Origin of the sequence: Pseudovibrio sp. M1P-2-3, from assembly GCF_031501865.1 — a bacterium.
In the GTDB taxonomy this organism is placed as follows: domain Bacteria; phylum Pseudomonadota; class Alphaproteobacteria; order Rhizobiales; family Stappiaceae; genus Pseudovibrio; species Pseudovibrio corallicola.
Window position 1 is genome coordinate 1,776,196 of the sequence record NZ_JARRCW010000001.1, and the last position, 17,750, is coordinate 1,793,945.

Annotated in this window: 15 protein-coding genes; 10 read left to right on the forward strand and 5 right to left on the reverse strand. The window is 50.5% G+C overall.

What is annotated here, in order from left to right; all coding sequences use genetic code 11:
- Positions 1-69: 69 nt before the first annotated feature.
- Both P6574_RS08095 and uvrA read right to left on the reverse strand, forming a co-directional pair.
- Positions 70-1,044: a hypothetical protein gene (locus P6574_RS08095; RefSeq protein WP_310619840.1), complete on the reverse strand. Its 975-nt coding sequence runs from the start codon at positions 1,042-1,044 to the stop codon at positions 70-72.
- 511 nt (positions 1,045-1,555) lie between these two features.
- Complete coding sequence (uvrA, locus tag P6574_RS08100; protein WP_310619841.1) at positions 1,556-4,489, reverse strand: excinuclease ABC subunit UvrA; 2,934 nt, start codon at positions 4,487-4,489, stop codon at positions 1,556-1,558.
- Between the two features lie 362 nt (positions 4,490-4,851).
- Here uvrA and P6574_RS08105 point away from each other — a divergent pair, with 362 nt between their 5' ends.
- A complete protein-coding gene (locus tag P6574_RS08105; RefSeq protein WP_310619842.1) occupies positions 4,852-5,406 on the forward strand; it encodes a single-stranded DNA-binding protein in 555 nt (184 codons plus the stop codon).
- Between the two features lie 130 nt (positions 5,407-5,536).
- On the opposite strand, the gene P6574_RS08110 is transcribed toward P6574_RS08105, so the two are convergent.
- Positions 5,537-5,977, reverse strand: coding sequence for a lactoylglutathione lyase (locus tag P6574_RS08110; protein WP_310619843.1), 441 nt, complete (start codon positions 5,975-5,977; stop codon positions 5,537-5,539).
- A 413-nt stretch (positions 5,978-6,390) separates the two neighbouring features.
- On the opposite strand from P6574_RS08110, the gene P6574_RS08115 reads away from it, so the two are divergent.
- From P6574_RS08115 to puuE, 3 genes are all read left to right on the forward strand, one after another.
- A complete protein-coding gene (locus P6574_RS08115) occupies positions 6,391-6,969 on the forward strand; it encodes a cold-shock protein (protein ID WP_310619844.1) in 579 nt (192 codons plus the stop codon).
- Positions 6,970-6,997: 28 nt separating this feature from the next.
- Positions 6,998-7,450, forward strand: a complete 453-nt coding sequence (locus P6574_RS08120) for a DUF192 domain-containing protein (RefSeq protein WP_310619845.1) — start codon at positions 6,998-7,000, stop codon at positions 7,448-7,450.
- 116 nt (positions 7,451-7,566) lie between these two features.
- The gene (gene puuE, locus P6574_RS08125; RefSeq protein ID WP_310619846.1) at positions 7,567-8,478 is read left to right on the forward strand and encodes an allantoinase PuuE; all 912 of its coding nucleotides are present in this window, start codon (positions 7,567-7,569) and stop codon (positions 8,476-8,478) included.
- A 94-nt stretch (positions 8,479-8,572) separates the two neighbouring features.
- On the opposite strand, the gene galE is transcribed toward puuE, so the two are convergent.
- Together galE and P6574_RS08135 are read right to left on the reverse strand one after the other, a co-directional pair.
- Complete coding sequence (gene galE, locus P6574_RS08130) at positions 8,573-9,562, reverse strand: UDP-glucose 4-epimerase GalE (protein ID WP_310619847.1); 990 nt, start codon at positions 9,560-9,562, stop codon at positions 8,573-8,575.
- 288 nt (positions 9,563-9,850) lie between these two features.
- Positions 9,851-10,489 carry a MarC family protein gene (locus tag P6574_RS08135; RefSeq protein ID WP_310619848.1) on the reverse strand — a complete coding sequence of 213 codons (639 nt, stop codon included), beginning with the start codon at positions 10,487-10,489 and terminating at the stop codon, positions 9,851-9,853.
- Between the two features lie 331 nt (positions 10,490-10,820).
- Here P6574_RS08135 and gyrA point away from each other — a divergent pair, with 331 nt between their 5' ends.
- From gyrA to tgt, 6 genes are all read left to right on the forward strand, one after another.
- Complete coding sequence (gyrA, locus tag P6574_RS08140) at positions 10,821-13,511, forward strand: DNA gyrase subunit A (RefSeq protein ID WP_405048135.1); 2,691 nt, start codon at positions 10,821-10,823, stop codon at positions 13,509-13,511.
- A 147-nt stretch (positions 13,512-13,658) separates the two neighbouring features.
- Positions 13,659-14,159, forward strand: a complete 501-nt coding sequence (gene coaD, locus P6574_RS08145) for a pantetheine-phosphate adenylyltransferase (protein WP_310619850.1) — start codon at positions 13,659-13,661, stop codon at positions 14,157-14,159.
- Positions 14,160-14,213: 54 nt separating this feature from the next.
- Entirely contained in the window at positions 14,214-14,747 is a 534-nt protein-coding gene (locus P6574_RS08150; RefSeq protein WP_405048080.1) for a peptidylprolyl isomerase, read from the forward strand.
- Between the two features lie 85 nt (positions 14,748-14,832).
- Entirely contained in the window at positions 14,833-15,267 is a 435-nt protein-coding gene (locus P6574_RS08155) for a peptidylprolyl isomerase (RefSeq protein ID WP_310622126.1), read from the forward strand.
- A 227-nt stretch (positions 15,268-15,494) separates the two neighbouring features.
- Positions 15,495-16,586 (forward strand): tRNA preQ1(34) S-adenosylmethionine ribosyltransferase-isomerase QueA, encoded by a 1,092-nt coding sequence (gene queA, locus P6574_RS08160; protein WP_310619851.1) that lies wholly within the window; start codon positions 15,495-15,497, stop codon positions 16,584-16,586.
- Positions 16,583-17,740, forward strand: coding sequence for a tRNA guanosine(34) transglycosylase Tgt (gene tgt, locus P6574_RS08165; protein WP_310619852.1), 1,158 nt, complete (start codon positions 16,583-16,585; stop codon positions 17,738-17,740). Before queA ends, tgt begins: the two co-directional genes overlap by 4 nt.
- Positions 17,741-17,750: the final 10 nt, after the last annotated feature.

Below are 17,750 nucleotides of genomic sequence, written 5' to 3' on the forward strand. Positions count from 1 at the left end.
ACGGGTACTCTGAAAGGAATTCTGGTGAAGACTTCATTCCCATTTGTCAGAGTATAAGAGCACAGAGCACTAGCGGGGGGCAGGTGCACTTTTGTTTCTATCGGAAATGGCAATTATAACAGTTCCTAGTCCAACAATCAGGCCGCCCACGAGGGGAACCCATGAAATTGGTTTACGAAATGTAAAACCCATCCATTCAATTAGTATTTCAACGGGGAACGAGATGAGTGCATAGGATACATAAAAGAGCGTGAAATTGCTGGTCCCTACCATCTGAACAGATTTGAGCGAAAAGAACAGAGTTGGCCCGATAATGAAAATTCCAAGCAGTGCACTGTAAAGCCAGAACCTCCAGTTCTCAAGTGAGGCCATGACGCGGGAATGGTGAGGCAGGTGGATATAGACATTCCATAGGGTTTGATCGATGATCACGATGAGGAAAATGATAAGTGTCAGGAAGACAGCAGACACTGACATAATTACGCCCGTGAGCAGCATTCCTTCTCTCAAAGTTGAAGTTTGATTGGCCGGATGTAGCTCAATTGTGAGGGTAGCGGCAAGGTTGAATACAACGGACAGGAAAATCAGGAAAAGTCCAAAATTCCATTTACCTGAAGTGGTTGCATAAAGGACTACGACCATACCTATAAGAACGATGAGATATCCTAAGGCGGAACGTCCACGGGGCAACGTGGCATACCTCATGTAGTTTAGCAAAGGTAGCAAAAGAACGATTAGAAGACTTGAAAAATTTACGTCGGTCGCATTCATGTGTGAAAGGGCAGCTTGAAAAAGGGACAGTGTGCACACGCGTAAAAAACCATATAGCCAAGTGTGAATGGAGCCAATTCCTTCAAGGGACATGCCCCTGCGATAGGAAAAGACAATCATGGAAATGCCGCCCAATGCCATGGTTGCGGCGGAGAAAATCCACGGTCCCAATGCGGAGTTCGCAAAAATCACTTTGTTGGTAAGGTAGAATACAACCCAAAGAAAATAGGTGAATAGGGTGACGAGGGCACCTTGAAGGGTGAGTTCTTTCACAGGTCTATTCCTAGGGTCTTACTGAGGATTTAGAGCGTATTATTATTGGAGCATACCTTTGTGTTTTTCAGGAGGTAGGCCGGAACCAGCCTCAAGCACAGAAGAGATATGTGAGGGGGCCGTTCCTGTTAGTGTCCACCTGTTACTGTGCATCTCTTTTATTTGGGAATGCTTAATGTTGGGGCATAGGCGCCGGTCAGGCTTCCGCCCTATGAAGTTAGCAGGGATAGAAGACAGCCGTGCGGTCAGGTGAAGATTGAGGCAAGGGCAGGGAGGATGAGGAATTTGAGCTTAAAGCAATGAGACTTTTCGTGGAAACGCCTCATTGCTTCAAATTGTGTTTTATGCGGATCTTTTTCCGAAAACCAGTGCCCACTTTTTGGAGATACGCTTAATGGAAGTACCTCACGCCTTTACCTAATGGCTTACGTGCTCGTCCTGCGAAGAGCGATACCTATGCTTTGCGGGTATGTGAGAAAAGCCCCGATCAGAAATCAGGGCTTTCGTTTTGTTATTCAGCTGCTGTCAGTCTATGTGCGTGTTTGTGTTCCAAAATGCCTTTCAAGAACTGGCCCGTATAGCTTTCCGGTACCTTGATCACGTCTTCCGGGCGGCCTTTGGCGACAACGGTTCCGCCACCATCTCCCCCTTCCGGTCCCATATCCACCAGCCAATCAGCGGTTTTGATCACTTCCAGATTGTGCTCAATCACCAGAACCGTGTTGCCCTGATCCACCAGCTCATGGAGAACTTCCAGAAGCTTGGCCACATCGTGGTAGTGGAGGCCGGTTGTGGGTTCATCAAGAATATAGAGTGTTCGGCCCGTTGAACGTTTTGATAGCTCTTTTGCCAGCTTAACTCGCTGCGCCTCACCGCCTGACAGGGTTGTAGCTTGCTGTCCAACCTTGATGTAGCCAAGGCCCACCCGTGCCAGCGTCTCCATTTTATCGCGGATATTGGGAACGGCAGAAAAGAATTCGGCGGCCTCTTCCACGGTCATATCCAGCACATCGGCTATGGACTTGCCCTTGAACTGGACCTCCAGAGTTTCCCGGTTATAGCGCTTTCCCTGACATACATCACAGGTCACATAAACATCGGGCAGAAAGTGCATCTCGATCTTGATAACACCATCACCCTGACAGGCCTCGCAACGGCCGCCTTTCACGTTGAATGAAAACCGCCCCGGTGCGTAGCCACGGGTTTTGGCCTCCGGCATGCCGGCAAACCATTCGCGAATGGGTGTGAAAGCACCTGTATATGTTGCGGGGTTAGAACGGGGGGTTCGGCCAATAGGGGATTGGTCGATATCAATCACCTTGTCCAGATGCTCCAGTCCTTCAATTTTGTCATGAGGGGCTGGATTGTCTCGTGCACCGTTTAGATGACGAGCGGCGGACTTGTAAACAGTATCAATGAGGAACGTGGATTTTCCGCCGCCCGATACTCCTGTGACGCAAGTGAACGTTCCTAGAGGCAGTTCGGTAGTGACAGACTTCAGGTTATTGGCCCGCGCACCAATGACTTTGAGAGACCGCTTTTTATCAACTTTGCGCCGTTTGGCGGGAATTGGAATTTCCATTTTGCCAGAAATATACTGGCCCGTTAGGGACGCCGGGTCTGCAATGATCTGTTCGGGGCTGCCGCGAGAGACAATCTGTCCCCCGTGAACACCGGCCCCCGGTCCCACGTCAAGTACATAGTCAGCTGCCAGAATGGCATCTTCGTCATGCTCCACCACAATCACGGTGTTTCCAAGGTCGCGCAGGTGTTTGAGGGTTTCAAGCAGACGCTCATTGTCCCGTTGGTGAAGGCCGATGGAGGGCTCGTCCAGTACGTAAAGAACGCCTGTCAGGCCCGAACCGATTTGTGAGGCAAGGCGGATACGCTGGCTTTCACCACCGGAAAGGGTTCCGGAGGAGCGGGACATGGACAGGTATTCAAGCCCCACATCGTTGAGGAACTTCAGGCGCTCGCGAATTTCCTTGAGGATGCGGTAGGCAATTTCCTTCTGCTTTTCAGAAAGGTCTGTCTCGATGGTGCTGAACCACTCCAAAGCCTGCCGAATGGAAAGGGTGGTTATCTCGCCAATGTGCTGGCCGTCGATTTTAACGGCAAGAGCCTCCGGTTTCAGCCTGTATCCTGAACAGGCTTCACAGGCGTGGTCTGACTGGAACCTTGAAAGTTCATCGCGCACCCACTGCGAATCGGTCTCGCGCCAGCGTCGCTCGATATTGCCGATAACCCCTTCAAAAGTTTTCTCGGTTTTATAAGAGCGGTTTCCGTCATTGTATTCAAACTGGACTTTTGTGCGGCCCGTTCCAAACAGAAGGGCTTTCTTGAATTTTTCGGGAAGATCGCGCCATGGCATAGTCATGGACACGTCATAGTGGTTGGCCAGCGCTTCCAGAGTTTGATTGTAATAGGGCGAGGTTGAACCGGTTTTTGCCCACGGTACAACGGCACCGCCGCGCAGGGTGAGGGTTTGGTCCGGAACTACAAGGTCCGGTTCAAAAGCCAGTTTGGTGCCAAGGCCATCACATGTGGGGCAGGCACCGAAAGGGTTGTTGAACGAGAACAGGCGCGGTTCCACTTCCGCAATAGTGAAACCGGAGACCGGGCAGGCAAACTTTTCCGAAAATGTTATTTTTTCAGGAGTATCTGCGCCCTCTTTTAAATCGGCATATTCTGCAACGGCAATTCCCTCAGCCAGTTGCAGGGCGGTTTCGAGAGAATCTGCAAGGCGGCCCGCAATGTCCGAACGAATAACGATACGGTCAACAACCACATCAATATCGTGCTTGAATTTTTTGTCGAGGACAGGCGCATCTGCGATTTCATAGAAGGTTCCATCAATCTTGACGCGCTGGAACCCCTTTTTCATAAGCTCGGCCAGCTCTTTACGGTATTCTCCCTTGCGCCCGCGCACAATAGGGGCAAGCAGGTAGAGCCGGGTGCCTTCTTCCAGATCCAGCAGGCGGTCAACCATCTGGCTGACAGTCTGGCTTTCGATGGGAAGACCTGTTGCAGGCGAGTAGGGAATTCCCACACGGGCAAACAACAGGCGCATATAGTCGTAGATCTCGGTCACCGTACCAACAGTAGAGCGCGGGTTTTTTGATGTGGTTTTCTGTTCAATAGAAATGGCCGGAGACAGGCCGTCGATCTGGTCTACATCTGGCTTCTGCATCATTTCAAGGAATTGGCGGGCGTAAGCGCTCAGGCTTTCCACGTAGCGGCGCTGCCCCTCGGCATAAATCGTATCAAAAGCCAGTGAGGATTTGCCTGATCCGGACAGTCCAGTGATGACGATGAGCTGGTCTCTTGGCAAGTCCACATCGACATTCTTCAAATTATGTTCGCGTGCGCCGCGTACCGAGATCGTCTTCAAAGTTTCACGGGGCGCAGAGCTTTGGAGATTGGGGGCATCAGATGCCTTGGTCATCCGGAATTTCCTTGATTGAGGCAGTCATTCAACACAGGCGTAAGCCACTTTACGGGAAAGGGGCAGGCTGTGAATGCTATGTGAGTCTAAAACCATCTGGAACATATATGGAACATGTTCCGCATTGCAAGCGTAAATAAATGGATTTGCAAGTCCGGAAGTTCTCAGGGTATCGGAAAAGATGTATTGAGAACAAAAAAAGAACATTGTAGGGTGGAACTCGTGCGACCCACTCTCTTATGTGGACAAGATTTGCTCAAAGCGGACGGTGATTTGCCTGTATGCTCCACAATGTTTAGGTTGCCTTTAGTTTTTTAAAGAAGACGTCGAGAGGCGGCCTTCTCACTTCCTAGGAGTTCACGATGGCGGGTAGCGTCAATAAGGTAATATTAGTCGGTAATTTGGGCGCCGACCCCGAAGTTCGCAGAACACAGGACGGCCGTCCGATCGTGAATCTGCGTATTGCAACTTCAGAGAGCTGGAGAGACCGTAACTCAGGTGAACGCCGTGAGCGGACGGAATGGCACCGTGTTGTTGTGTTCAACGAAGGGATTGCAAAGGTTGCCGAGCAATACCTGCGCAAAGGCTCCAAGGTCTATCTGGAAGGGCAGCTTCAAACACGTAAGTGGCAAGACCAGTCCGGTCAGGACAAGTACTCAACAGAGATCGTCTTACAGGGCTTCAACTCCACTTTGACCATGCTGGATGGCCGTAGTGAAGGCGGCACTGCTGGCGGTGGCGGCGGCTTTGGCGGTGGCCAGTCTGGTGGCGACTTCGGCGGTGGTCAGTCTTCCGGCGGCTTTGGCGGCGGTAGTCAAGGCGGCGGTGGCAACTTTGGCGGCGGTAACCAAGGCGGTGGCGGTGCTCCAAGTGGCGGCGGCTTCGGCGGCGGCATGGACGACGAAATTCCGTTCTAGAGAGTATCTTTTTAGTGTGAATTCCGGTTTGATGTATCGGATTGAGAGCACTGCCCTTTTGTAAAGGGCAGTGCTTTTTCTTGTCTTTATATGTGCTTGCCCGTTGGGAGGCAGGTTAATACGCCAACGCTTACCAGGTCCCTTGATTTTCCATGGAAGTCCATGGCTCCTGTTTGGGCAAAGCATTGCCTTTTTGAAGCAGTTCGATGGAAATTCCGTCTGGTGATTTGATAAAAGCCATACGCCCACAACGAGGCGGACGGTTGATGATCACGCCTTTTGACTGCAAATCACTGCAGACTTTGTAGATATCGTCTACCTCATAGGCCAGATGCCCGAAGTTGCGGCCTCCATGATAGTCCTCGCTGTCCCAGTTATATGTGAGCTCAAGAGCGGGGGCAGGCATTTCGTTGGCTGGCATGTCGTCACCGGGTGCTGCAAGGAAGACCAGCGTAAACCGTCCCGCTTCGTGTTCAACGCGGCGCACTTCATACAGTCCGAGTTTGTTGCAGTAAAAATCCAAAGAATCCTCCAGATCCTTTACACGGACCATCGTATGTAAAAAGCGCATATTAATTTTCCTCATGCCTATTTAAATGGCCCCCTGTTGGGGGGGGAGTTGCGACCTGTTGGTGTCACGTGAAGAGGTGCATCGTCACCTGCCAAAAGATAATATCCGTATATGTTGCATGCAGATGTACTGGGAAGCCAATAAATTGAAGCCCACTGATTGCACCCAGTTAAAAGATATTGGTTCGATTACCGTATTTAGTTGTATGATTTACATGATACATACTGGATATAGATATTTAATAGAGGGTAATCGTAAAAATGAGTCGGGGATGACTTAAGTTTTTTCTAATTTTACCCTGTAGCCCAACCTAGCCGATGCTATCCTTTTTTAACTGGAATCAACCAGAGGTGTGCGGCGTAAATCGCCTTTGGTCGAGACTTGATGCGGCGAGAGTATGTGAGGCTTATCCTATGGTCAAAACAACACCTGGGCTGGATTCTATCGATGTGCCGACGGATGAAGTATCCGTAGATGTTCTTGAGGTTGCTGGCACTATTAAATGGTTTGATATTGGAAAGGGATTCGGTTTTATCGAGCCAGAAAACGGAATGTCGGATGTTCTGCTTCATGTGACCTGTTTAAGGCGGGATGGATTTCAGACAGCCTATGAAGGTGCACGTGTTGTTTGCGAAGTTTTAAACCGGCCTCGCGGCTTGCAGGCCATGCGCATACTCTCTATGGACGAAACTACCGCTACACACCCCTCTCAGCTTCCTCCCTCGCGAACGCATGTTCAAGTTATCCCTGAGGGAGATTTTGTTGAGGCCGAGGTTAAATGGTTCAACCGCGTTAAGGGATTCGGTTTTCTCGTTTTGGACGGGGAAGATGAGGATATCTTTATCCATATGGAAACCTTACGCCGCTATGGAATAACAGAGCTTCGCCCCAAGCAAAAAGTACTTGTTCGCTTTGGGAAGGGGCCAAAAGGAAAAATGGCTGCGGAAGTCAAACCGATTGGGAGCGGGAGCCATATTCCTGCATCCCATTAAGAGCGGGCTTCTGCTGTGTGCCAAAAAAATGGCTATGAAGATAATCGTGAAGTCCCTGTTGGTTTTGTGTCTGGCTTTTGTTTGTGTTCCCACACGCGCTGAGAAGACCCCTGAACTTGAGAAACTTGAAATTGAGACGGCACAAGGCACCATTGCCTTTCTTGTGGAAGTTGCCGCGACACCTGAGGCCCGCACACAGGGGCTGATGTTTAGGGAGCATATTCCCGCTGATCAGGGTATGCTTTTCGTATTCCCCAATTCCAGGGAACGAATTTTCTGGATGAAAAATACGCCCACGTCTTTAGATATCCTTTTTATCAATAAGCAAAAGAGGATTGTCTCTATCGCTCGTGATACCATTCCCTATTCAGAGCGACCCATTCTTTCCAACGGAGATGCGCTTTATGTTCTTGAAGTGATTGCCGGGACCAGTCAACTTCGAGGTATTGGCGTGGGAGATCAGGTTATCTTTAATTTCTAAAGGTAATGGGCCAATTCCATTTAAGCCAAGAGTTTGTGGGGAGTGCGCAGGCTTGCCCTGAATTGCTTTTTACGGTTTGATCCAAGTTCTGCTCCCTCAGGTTTGAGAGGTCCCTCATGCTAGTAAATTATCCACGTGATCTAAAGGGGTATGGGCGGGCGACGCCCGATCCAAAATGGCCGAATGATGCAAAAATTGCTCTGCAATTTGTCATAAACTACGAAGAGGGCGGGGAGAATAATATCCTTCACGGGGACCCTGCCTCTGAAGCGTATCTCTCTGAACTTATTGGAGCGGAGCCGTGGCCCAATAAAAGGCATATGAACATGGAGTCCATCTACGAGTATGGCTCACGTGCCGGGTTCTGGCGTCTGTGGCATGTGTTTACCAAACGGCAGCTGTGTCCCACTGTTTTTGGAGTGACGACGGCATTGCAAAAAAATCCAGAAGTTGTTGCGGCTATGAAAGAGGCGGGATGGGAAATTGCTTCCCACGGGTACAAGTGGATTGAGTACAAAGACTTTGCAGTTACCGAAGAGCGGTATCACCTTACTGAGGCAATCCGTTTGCATAAGGAGATCACCGGGGAGCGACCGACCGGATGGTATTTGGGGCGCACTTCGGAAAACACCCGTGACCTTATTATGGAGGAAGGTGGTTTCCTATATGATTCTGATAGCTATGCAGATGATCTACCCTATTGGGTGGAGGGGGCTCAAAAGCCACATCTCGTCATTCCATATACGCTGGACAGCAACGATATGCGCTTTGTAACAGCGCAGGGCTTTAATTCTGGTGACCAATTTTTCACATACCTGAAAGATAGTTTTGATGTGCTCTATGCGGAAGGTTGTGAGGGGCGTGCCAAAATGCTGTCTGTCGGGCTTCATTGCCGTTTAACCGGCAGACCGGGCAGAACAGCGGCATTGCAGCGTTTTCTGGACTATGCGCAGTCCCATGAGGATGTCTGGATTGCGCGACGTGTCGACATTGCCAGACATTGGCACCAGCACCACGCGCCTGATTAAACAAAATAACGCTGGGCGATGCCTAAAGCAGCGAGACGTTCTATTGAATCAGCTCACTGCTTTCAAAGGGGCTTTGAGAGGGCGTTTAGGCGCTCTAAATGGAGTTACGAAGCGAAAGCTTCCTTTCCCAATTCAGGGCGTGTTCGACGATCTGGTGCAGGTCATCGTGCTTGGGCTCCCAGTTCAGCTCACTCAGGATCTTGGTGTTTTTGGCAACAACTTTTGGAGAGTCACCGGCGCGGCGGGGTTTTTCTTGAACAGTGAAGTCAACTTTGGAAACCGACTTTACGGCATCAATCACCTGACGGACTGAATAACCATCCCCGTAACCGCAATTCATGACAATGCTTTTGCCGCCATCGCGAAGGCGCTTCAAGGCGAGGTAATGGGCGCTGGCCAGATCGCTCACGTGGATATAGTCGCGCACACCTGTGCCATCGGGCGTGTCAAAGTCGGTTCCGAAAACGCCTAAATGATCGCGTTTGCCCAGTGAGGCTTCGCAGGCAACTTTGATGAGGTGAGTTGCATTTTTCGTAGACTGACCCGTGCGCCCTTTGGGATCAGCACCCGCCACGTTGAAATAGCGCAGGGCTGTATATCGGAAATCGTGGGCCAGTGAGACATCCCTGAGCATTAGCTCTGTCATGAGCTTGGATGTGCCATAGGGAGACAGCGGAGCGAGTGGCGCATCTTCGTCAACCGGAACTATCTCCGGGTCGCCATACACGGCGGCGGTGGAAGAGAAGATAAACTTGTCAATGCCATTGGAAACGCAGGCTTCGATGAGATTGCGGGATTTGGCTGTGTTGTTGTTGTAGTACTTCAACGGGTCCGATACGGATTCGGGCACGATGATGGAGCCGGCGAAGTGGATCACAGCTTCAACTGTATTTTCAGTGAAAATTTGGTTTAGAAGAGGAATGTCTCCCACATCACCCGTATAGATTTTTGCTTGCGAAGGCAGAGCCCACTCAAAGCCGGTGCTGAAATCGTCCAGAACGATGAGGTTTTCGCCCGCATCTGCCAGAAGCCAGCTCATATGGCTGCCTATATACCCTGCACCACCTGTAACCAATATGGCCATTGTTATATCTCTCTTGGATTATCTTATTTGCTCGTTTTACCCATTTACCTAGTCACAAGCGAACTGTGCAAGGCGAAGTGTGGATGGGTACACGCTGTGCTAGAGAATGCTCAGCTTTTGAAGCGGATACTATCCTGAAAATTGGTTTTTCAACGAGTGTTAAGGCTTTTGGCCATATCCGCTCCAAGTCCTCGTTTAAAAGCTGATATATTCTGGATTTGGGATGGACAAAAGAAAAGGGGCGAAAACCGCCCCTTCCTCAATTTAATTGTTCGCCATCAGACCAGATTAACTGGCGGGTTGCATCTCGATCAGCTGGAAAATACCGTCGGCGACAAACTGGACGGACAGAGCGGCCAGAAGAACACCAAACAGGCGGGTGATGATCATTTGCGCTGTAGGGCCCAGAATGCGTTCCAGCTTGGATGCGGCAAGGAACATAACAAACACTGACAAAAGAACGAGGAACAAAACTGCGACCAATGCAAGCAGGCCCGTCATTCCATCGGCCTGTTGTTCCAGCAAAATAACCGCACTGATGGAAGCCGGGCCAGAAATAAGCGGAATGGCAAGGGGGAAGACCGCCACATGAGACAGGTCATGTGTGTCTGCAACCTTCTCGGCGCTTTCTGCTTTTCGTTTTTGACGTAGTTCAAAAACCATCTCAACGGCAATAATGAACAACAGCAGGCCACCGGCGACACGGAAGGCTGGCTGGGAAATGCCCATAACGCTGAGAACCGAGCTTCCTGCAAAGATGAAAACGATAAGTAGGAAGGCTGAAAGGCCAACAGACTTTATGGCAATAGAGCGCTTTTGAGCAGCTGAAGCCCCCGCAGTAATTGCCAGATACAGCGGAGCAAGCCCTATTGGGTCAATAGTGACAAAGAGCATGGCAAAAGCGTTCGCCACGAATTCGGTCAGCATTATGGTGTTCCGTTCTAATTATATTGTTCGTTAAATGGGGGCTATCAGAACGGCTTTTCCCACACAAGTCTAGTGAAAAAAAGCGCTTGGTATTTGCCCGTCTATTCCCATTTTACCTGTATAAAGGAGTGGATAAACCGCTCCAATAAAAAGTCATTGTGATTTTAAGGGCATAGCGGCCCCGCAGAATTTGGAGTTCCCCTTTGAATCGTATATAACGGTTTGAATTATAAACGAGATTAACGAGAATAAGTTCTTGACAGATCAGGATACAGGCGCACCAAACGGTGGGCTCCCAAGTGACATCCGTCCAGTTTCCATAACCGATGAGATGAAGCGCAGCTACCTTGATTACGCCATGAGCGTGATCGTGAGCCGTGCGTTGCCCGACGTTCGAGACGGATTGAAACCTGTTCATCGTCGCATTTTGTATTCCATGCACGAGAATGGGTATGAATGGAACAAACCCTATCGTAAGTCTGCACGCGTTGTCGGCGATGTGATGGGTAAATACCACCCGCATGGTGACAGCGCGATTTATGATGCGCTTGTGCGTATGGCACAGGATTTCTCCATGCGCCTTCCACTGGTGGACGGGCAGGGGAACTTCGGTTCTGTTGACGGTGATCCGGCAGCGGCAATGCGTTACACCGAGTGTCGTTTGGAAAAAGTAGCTCATACGCAACTTTCCGACATCGACAAGGATACGGTGGACTTTCAGGAAAACTATGATGGCTCCGAGAGTGAGCCTATTGTTTTACCTGCAAAGTATCCAAACCTTCTGGTCAATGGTGCTGGCGGTATTGCTGTTGGCATGGCCACTAATATTCCGCCGCATAATCTGGGGGAAGTGATTGACGGTACGATCGCGATGATCGAGCGCCCGGAGATTAGTCTTCCAGAAATGATGGAGATTATTCCCGGTCCTGATTTCCCCACGGGGGGGCTTATTCTTGGCCGCGCAGGAATTAAGAGTGCCTATGAAAGTGGGCGCGGTTCTGTTGTCATGCGCGGTAAGGTGGATGTTGAAGAAATCCGCGCTGGCCGTGAAGCCCTTATCATCACTGAAATTCCTTATCAGGTAAACAAGGCTTCCATGATCGAGAAGATTGCGGAGCTGGTACGTGAAAAGAGAATTGAAGGCATTTCCGATATCCGCGACGAATCTGATCGCCGTGGTATGCGCGTTGTTATTGAGTTGAAAAGGGACAGTGTTCCGGATGTAATCCTGAACCAGCTCTACCGCTTCTCCCAGTTGCAACAGTCCTTCGGGGCAAACATTGTTGCGCTCAATGGTGGGCGTCCTGAACAGATGCAGCTTATGGACATGCTGCGTGCGTTTATTGCCTTCCGTGAGGAAGTCGTAAACCGCCGCACCAAGTTCTTGCTGAATAAGGCGCGTGACCGTGCCCACGTTCTGGTTGGTCTGGCTGTTGCTGTCGCCAATATCGATGAGGTTATCCACCTTATCCGCTCTGCTCCGGACCCTGCAACAGCCCGCGCGCGCTTGATGGAGCGTAACTGGCCTGCAGACGATATTCTGCCTCTTTTGCAGCTCATTGATGATCCGCGTTACGCAGTTCAGGACGATGGTACCTTCAAGCTCTCTGAAGAGCAGGCCCGTGCAATTCTGGAATTACGTCTGCAGCGTTTGACCGCGATGGGTGCGGAAGAGATTGCAGAAGAACTGGACAAGCTTTCCAAGGAAATCAACGAATACCTTGATATCCTGCGTTCGCGTGAGCGTGTGCTTCAGATCGTTCGTGAAGAACTTGAAGGCGTAAAGTCCGAATTTGCCACACCGCGCCGTACGGAAATCACCGAAGGCGGCGGAGATCTGGATGATGAAGACCTGATTCAGCGTGAAGACATGGTCGTCACATTCTCTCACACCGGTTACATCAAGCGCGTGCCGCTGGACACTTATCGGGCGCAGCGCCGTGGTGGTAAGGGCCGCTCTGGCATGCAAACGAAGGACGAGGATTTCGTTACTCGCTTGATCGTGGCCAACACCCATACGCCGGTTCTGTTCTTCTCCTCTCGTGGTATCGCCTATAAAATGAAGGTGTGGCGTTTGCCACTGTCTAGCCCGCAAGCGCGTGGTAAGGCCTTGATTAATATGCTGCCGCTGGAGCCGGGTGAACAAATCACCAGTATCCTGCCACTTCCTGAGGATGAGGAAACTTGGGCAGATCTGGACGTGATGTTTGCCACAACACGGGGAACCGTGCGCCGGAATAAGCTTTCCGATTTTGCCCAAATCAACAAGAACGGTAAAATCGCCATGAAGCTTGAAGAAGGCGATGGCATCGTGAACGTGATGACCTGTACCGAGGATGACGATGTCTTGCTGACATCTCAGCACGGTCAGTGTATCCGCTTCCAAACCACCGACGTTCGTGTCTTCTCAGGCCGCAATTCTGTTGGTGTGCGCGGTATTAATCTGGCGGAAGGAGATAGCGTGATTTCCATGTCTATCCTGAGCCACTTCGATTGTACTGCGGATGAGCGTACCGCCTATATTAAGCAGTCCCGCTTGATGCGCGGTGAAGCTGATGAGGTGACGGAAAACGGCGATCTGGAATCTGTTGGAGACTTTGAACAGCGCTATATTGAAATGAGCGCCGCAGAGCAGACTATTTTGACGGTTTCCGAAAACGGTTACGGGAAGCGGACGTCATCCTTTGAATACCGCACTACCGGCCGTGGCGGTAAGGGTATCACCGCAATGGCGGTGAACAACCGTAACGGCCAATTGGTTGCCTCGTTCCAGTGTGAAGAAACTGACCAGATCATGCTGGTGACAGACGGCGGTAAACTGATCCGTTGTCCTGTGACTGGCATCCGTGTGGCGGGCCGCTCTACTCAAGGCGTGATTGTGTTCAAAACGGCAGAAGACGAGAAGGTTGTCGGTGTTGAGCGCATTAGTGACCCTGAGGATGAGGCTGAAGACGAGATCGCGGTTGATGAAAACGGTGAAGCTCCTGAAGGTGCTGAGGGAAATGACGAGAGCGAAAGCTAACGTTTGCCGATGATTTAAAAGAAATGCCAGTCTTGAGAGACTGGCATTTTTTATAGGGGGCGAGCTATGCTCTGCCTCAATTGATTAAAGGAAAGACGAAACCTTCTCCTTTAAAAGTAATTGGTCAATACGCTGTGAGGATCTTTGATGAAACGTACTGCAATCTATGCTGGCTCATTTGACCCTATTACAAACGGGCATATTGATATTCTTGAACAGTCGCTGGTATTGGCTGATGAAGTAATTGTGGCTATTGGCGTTCATCCTGGTAAGCAGCCTTTATTCAGTTTTGACGAGCGGGCGCAGCTTATCGAGCAGTCGGTGCATGAAGTCCTTGGACTTGATCTGGTTGCGCGAGTAAAGACCGTTAGCTTTGATAGTTTAGTGGTGGATGCAGCAAAGGAGCGGGGGAGTCATATCCTTATTCGCGGTTTGCGTGACAGCACCGATTTGAACTATGAAATGCAGATGGCGGGCATGAACGGGGCAATGGCCCCTGACATCAAGACCGTATTTTTGCCAGCTTCTCCTGAAACAAGGCCGATTACTGCAACGCTGGTGCGGCAAATTGCAAAAATGGGGGGAGATTACTCCAAGTTTGTGCCCAACTGCGTTGCAAAGCAACTTGCTGCTAAAGTTTCTAAATAAGAGAAATTTCGTCCTTTGCTGCAAAAGGACAGTTTAAAATGAAGGGATATTCACGTGTTTCGTAGTTTTGCTGCTGCGCTGGCCATTGTTGGCGGTGTGTTATTTTCGTTCTCCGCTCAAGCTCAAGATGCGGACAATACACTCTATATTGACTTGAAAGACGGGCGCGTCGAAATTGAATTGCTGCCCGATGTTGCTCCCAAGCATGTGGAGCGCATTAAGACGCTTGCAAATCAGGGCTTTTATGACGGGATTGTTTTTCACCGTGTAATTGATGGCTTCATGGCACAAACTGGAGACCCAACGGGTACGGGGCGTGGTGGTTCAGACCTTCCAGACCTTCCTGCTGAATTCAGCAAGGTGCCTTTCGAACGCGGAACATTGGGCATGGCCCGTTCTGCAAGCCCGGATAGTGCCAATTCCCAGTTCTTCATTATGTTTGACAATGGTTCGTTCTTGAACGGCAAATACACCGTTTTTGGTCAGGTAACTTCTGGAATGGAGTTTGTTGACAAGATTAAACGTGGAGAACCGGTACGCAATCCCGATAAAATTATCAAGATGCGGGTTGCTAGTCACGACGACTAGGGGCTAATGCTTGCACCTGAAGATTTACCACAAATGCAAAGGAAAGCCCGTGGCTGATTATAAGGACCCAGAAAACACACTCGTGATGGAAACAACACAGGGTGAAGTGGTTATTGAAATGCGCCCGGACCTGGCTCCAAACCATGTTGCTCGCATTAAAGAGCTGGTTCGCGAAGGTTTTTACAACGGTATCGTATTCCACCGTGTGATTGACGGCTTCATGGCGCAAACCGGTTGCCCGCAAGGCACAGGTACAGGCGGCTCCGGCAAGAAACTCAAAGCTGAGTTCAACAACGAGAAGCACGTGCGCGGCACATGTTCTATGGCACGTGCTATGGACCCGAACTCCGGTGACAGCCAGTTCTTCATCTGCTTTGAAGATTCTTCCTGGCTCGATGGTCAGTACACTGTTTGGGGTCTGGTGACTTCCGGCATGGACAATGTTGACAAGATCAAGCGCGGCGAGCCTGTGGCAGACCCAGACAAGATCGTTTCCGTAAAAGTTGCTGCAGACGCTTAAGTCCGTAAATACGACGGTACATTACGAAAGAGGGCGATGTTTCGTCCTCTTTTTTTATTGGGAAGGCTCTAATGGTTGACGTAACAAAGCGACAAAGTTAATAGGCTCTGTTGCCACAAGGCATGCGCATTGACGCGCCGGTGGCTTCCATAGGGACAAGAATAAAAAATTTGGGCAGCATCCTCAACGACGAGGCGGAAAAGCTGCTTTGAGTAGAAGGCCGTTTTATGCGCGTTGATGAGTTTGATTTTGACCTTCCCAATGACAATATCGCGTTAAGACCTGCAAGCCCCCGTGATAGCGCCCGTATGTTGGTGGTTATGCCAAATGGGGAACAGTTATTGCAGGATAGCGGTGTGAAGGATCTTGCCAGCTATCTGGAACCCGGCGATGCACTGGTGTTTAACGATACGAAGGTGATCCCTGCGCAGTTGCTCGGGTTTCGTGAGCGTGATGGTGTGATTGCTAAAGTGGGCGTAACACTGCACCAAAGAGCAGGAGCCGATGGATGGCGGGCGTTTGTGCGCCCTGCCAAGAAGCTTAAGGTTGGAGATACGGTCAAATTCTGCTTTAGCGCGGAGGAACTGGAAAGTGCCTACCTGAGCGCTCGTGTGGAAGAAAAGTCAGAGGCGGGGGATATCCTGTTTCGCTTTAACCTGACTGCAAATGAACTGGATACTGCTATTGCGGAAGTGGGACATATCCCGCTTCCTCCTTATATTGCGTCAAAACGGGCAGAAGACGAGCAGGACCGCTCCGACTATCAAACCATGTATGCAAAGCACAAAGGCGCGGTTGCTGCCCCGACTGCTGGCTTGCACTTTACGGATGCTCTGTTTCAAAGCCTTGAGGAGCGCGGTGTTGAAAAGCACTTTGTGACGCTGCATGTGGGGGCGGGGACCTTCTTGCCGGTGAAAGTGGATAACACTGATGACCACCAGATGCATGATGAATGGGGGGAGATTTCTGCGCAGACTGCCGAAAAGCTGAATGCCGTGAAGGCGCGAGGCAACAAGGTGGTGTGTGTGGGCACTACATCCCTGCGCATTCTGGAGTCTGCCACCCGTGATGACGGTGTTATTCAGGCAATCTCCGATTCAACAGATATCTTCATCACTCCGGGCTACCGGTTCCGTGCTGTGGATGCTTTGATGACCAATTTCCACTTGCCCAAGTCCACATTGTTTATGCTTGTGAGCGCATTTTCCGGCCTTGATGAAATGCGCCAAGCCTATGAGCACGCCATTCAAACCAACTACCGTTTCTACAGTTACGGAGACAGCTCCCTTCTGTTTCCAAAAGGAATGCCATCTCAATGACAAATCAAAAACCGTTCTCTTTTAAACTGCTGAAAAAAGACGGCATGGCCCGTCGCGGTGAGATTTCTACCCCGCACGGTACTGTTGCAACGCCAGCCTTTATGCCGGTCGGTACACAGGCCACCGTTAAAGCCATGTACCCTGAGCAAATTCGCGAACTTGGAGCAGATGTTGTTCTTGGCAACACCTACCACTTGATGCTGCGCCCAACGGCAGAGCGGATCAATAAGCTGGGCGGCCTGCATAAATTTATGAACTGGCCGCACACCATCTTGACTGACTCAGGTGGTTTTCAGGTTATGTCTCTTGCGCAGCTTCGCAAGTTGAATGAGGAAGGTGTGACGTTTTCCTCGCATCATGATGGTTCCAAACACTTCATGAGCCCTGAACGTTCCGTTGAAATTCAGGGGCTTTTGGGCTCTGATATTCAGATGCAGCTGGACCAGTGCATTGGTTTGCCTGCTGAGCGGGGGGACATCCAGCAGGCTATGGAACTTTCGTTGCGGTGGGCCGAACGGTCTCGCAATCAGTTCGAAAAAATGGGTGGACCTGAAAAAGGCCAGGGCCTCTATGGTATCGTGCAGGGGGGGGATGACCCTGAGCTGCGCATTGAATCTGCAATGAAACTGGGTGATATGCCGTTTGAGGGGTATTCTGTGGGTGGTCTTGCTGTGGGTGAGCCGCAGGCTGTGATGCTGAAAATGCTGGAAGTGACAACGCCAGCCATGCCGGAAAACAAGCCACGCTATTTGATGGGTGTTGGAACACCGGAAGACCTTCTTGAAAGTGTGGCCCGCGGTATTGACCAGTTTGATTGTGTGATGCCGACCCGCGCTGGTCGTCATGGCCTCGCTTACACCCGCTACGGTAAGGTGAACCTGAAAAACGCCCGTCATGCGGAAGACCCGCGCCCGTTGGACGAGCAGGCTGCATGCCCGGCAACAAACAACTATTCTCGTGCTTACCTACACCACTTGGTGCGCGTGAACGAGGGGCTGGCTGGTATGCTTCTTACATGGAACAATCTGGCTTATTACCAGACTTTGATGCGCGAAATTCGCGAAGCCATTGACGAAAGCCGCTTTGAAGACTTCCGTGCTAAAACCAAAGAAGATTGGGCACGCGGGGATATTGAACCCTATGTTTGGTCATAGAGCTTAAGAG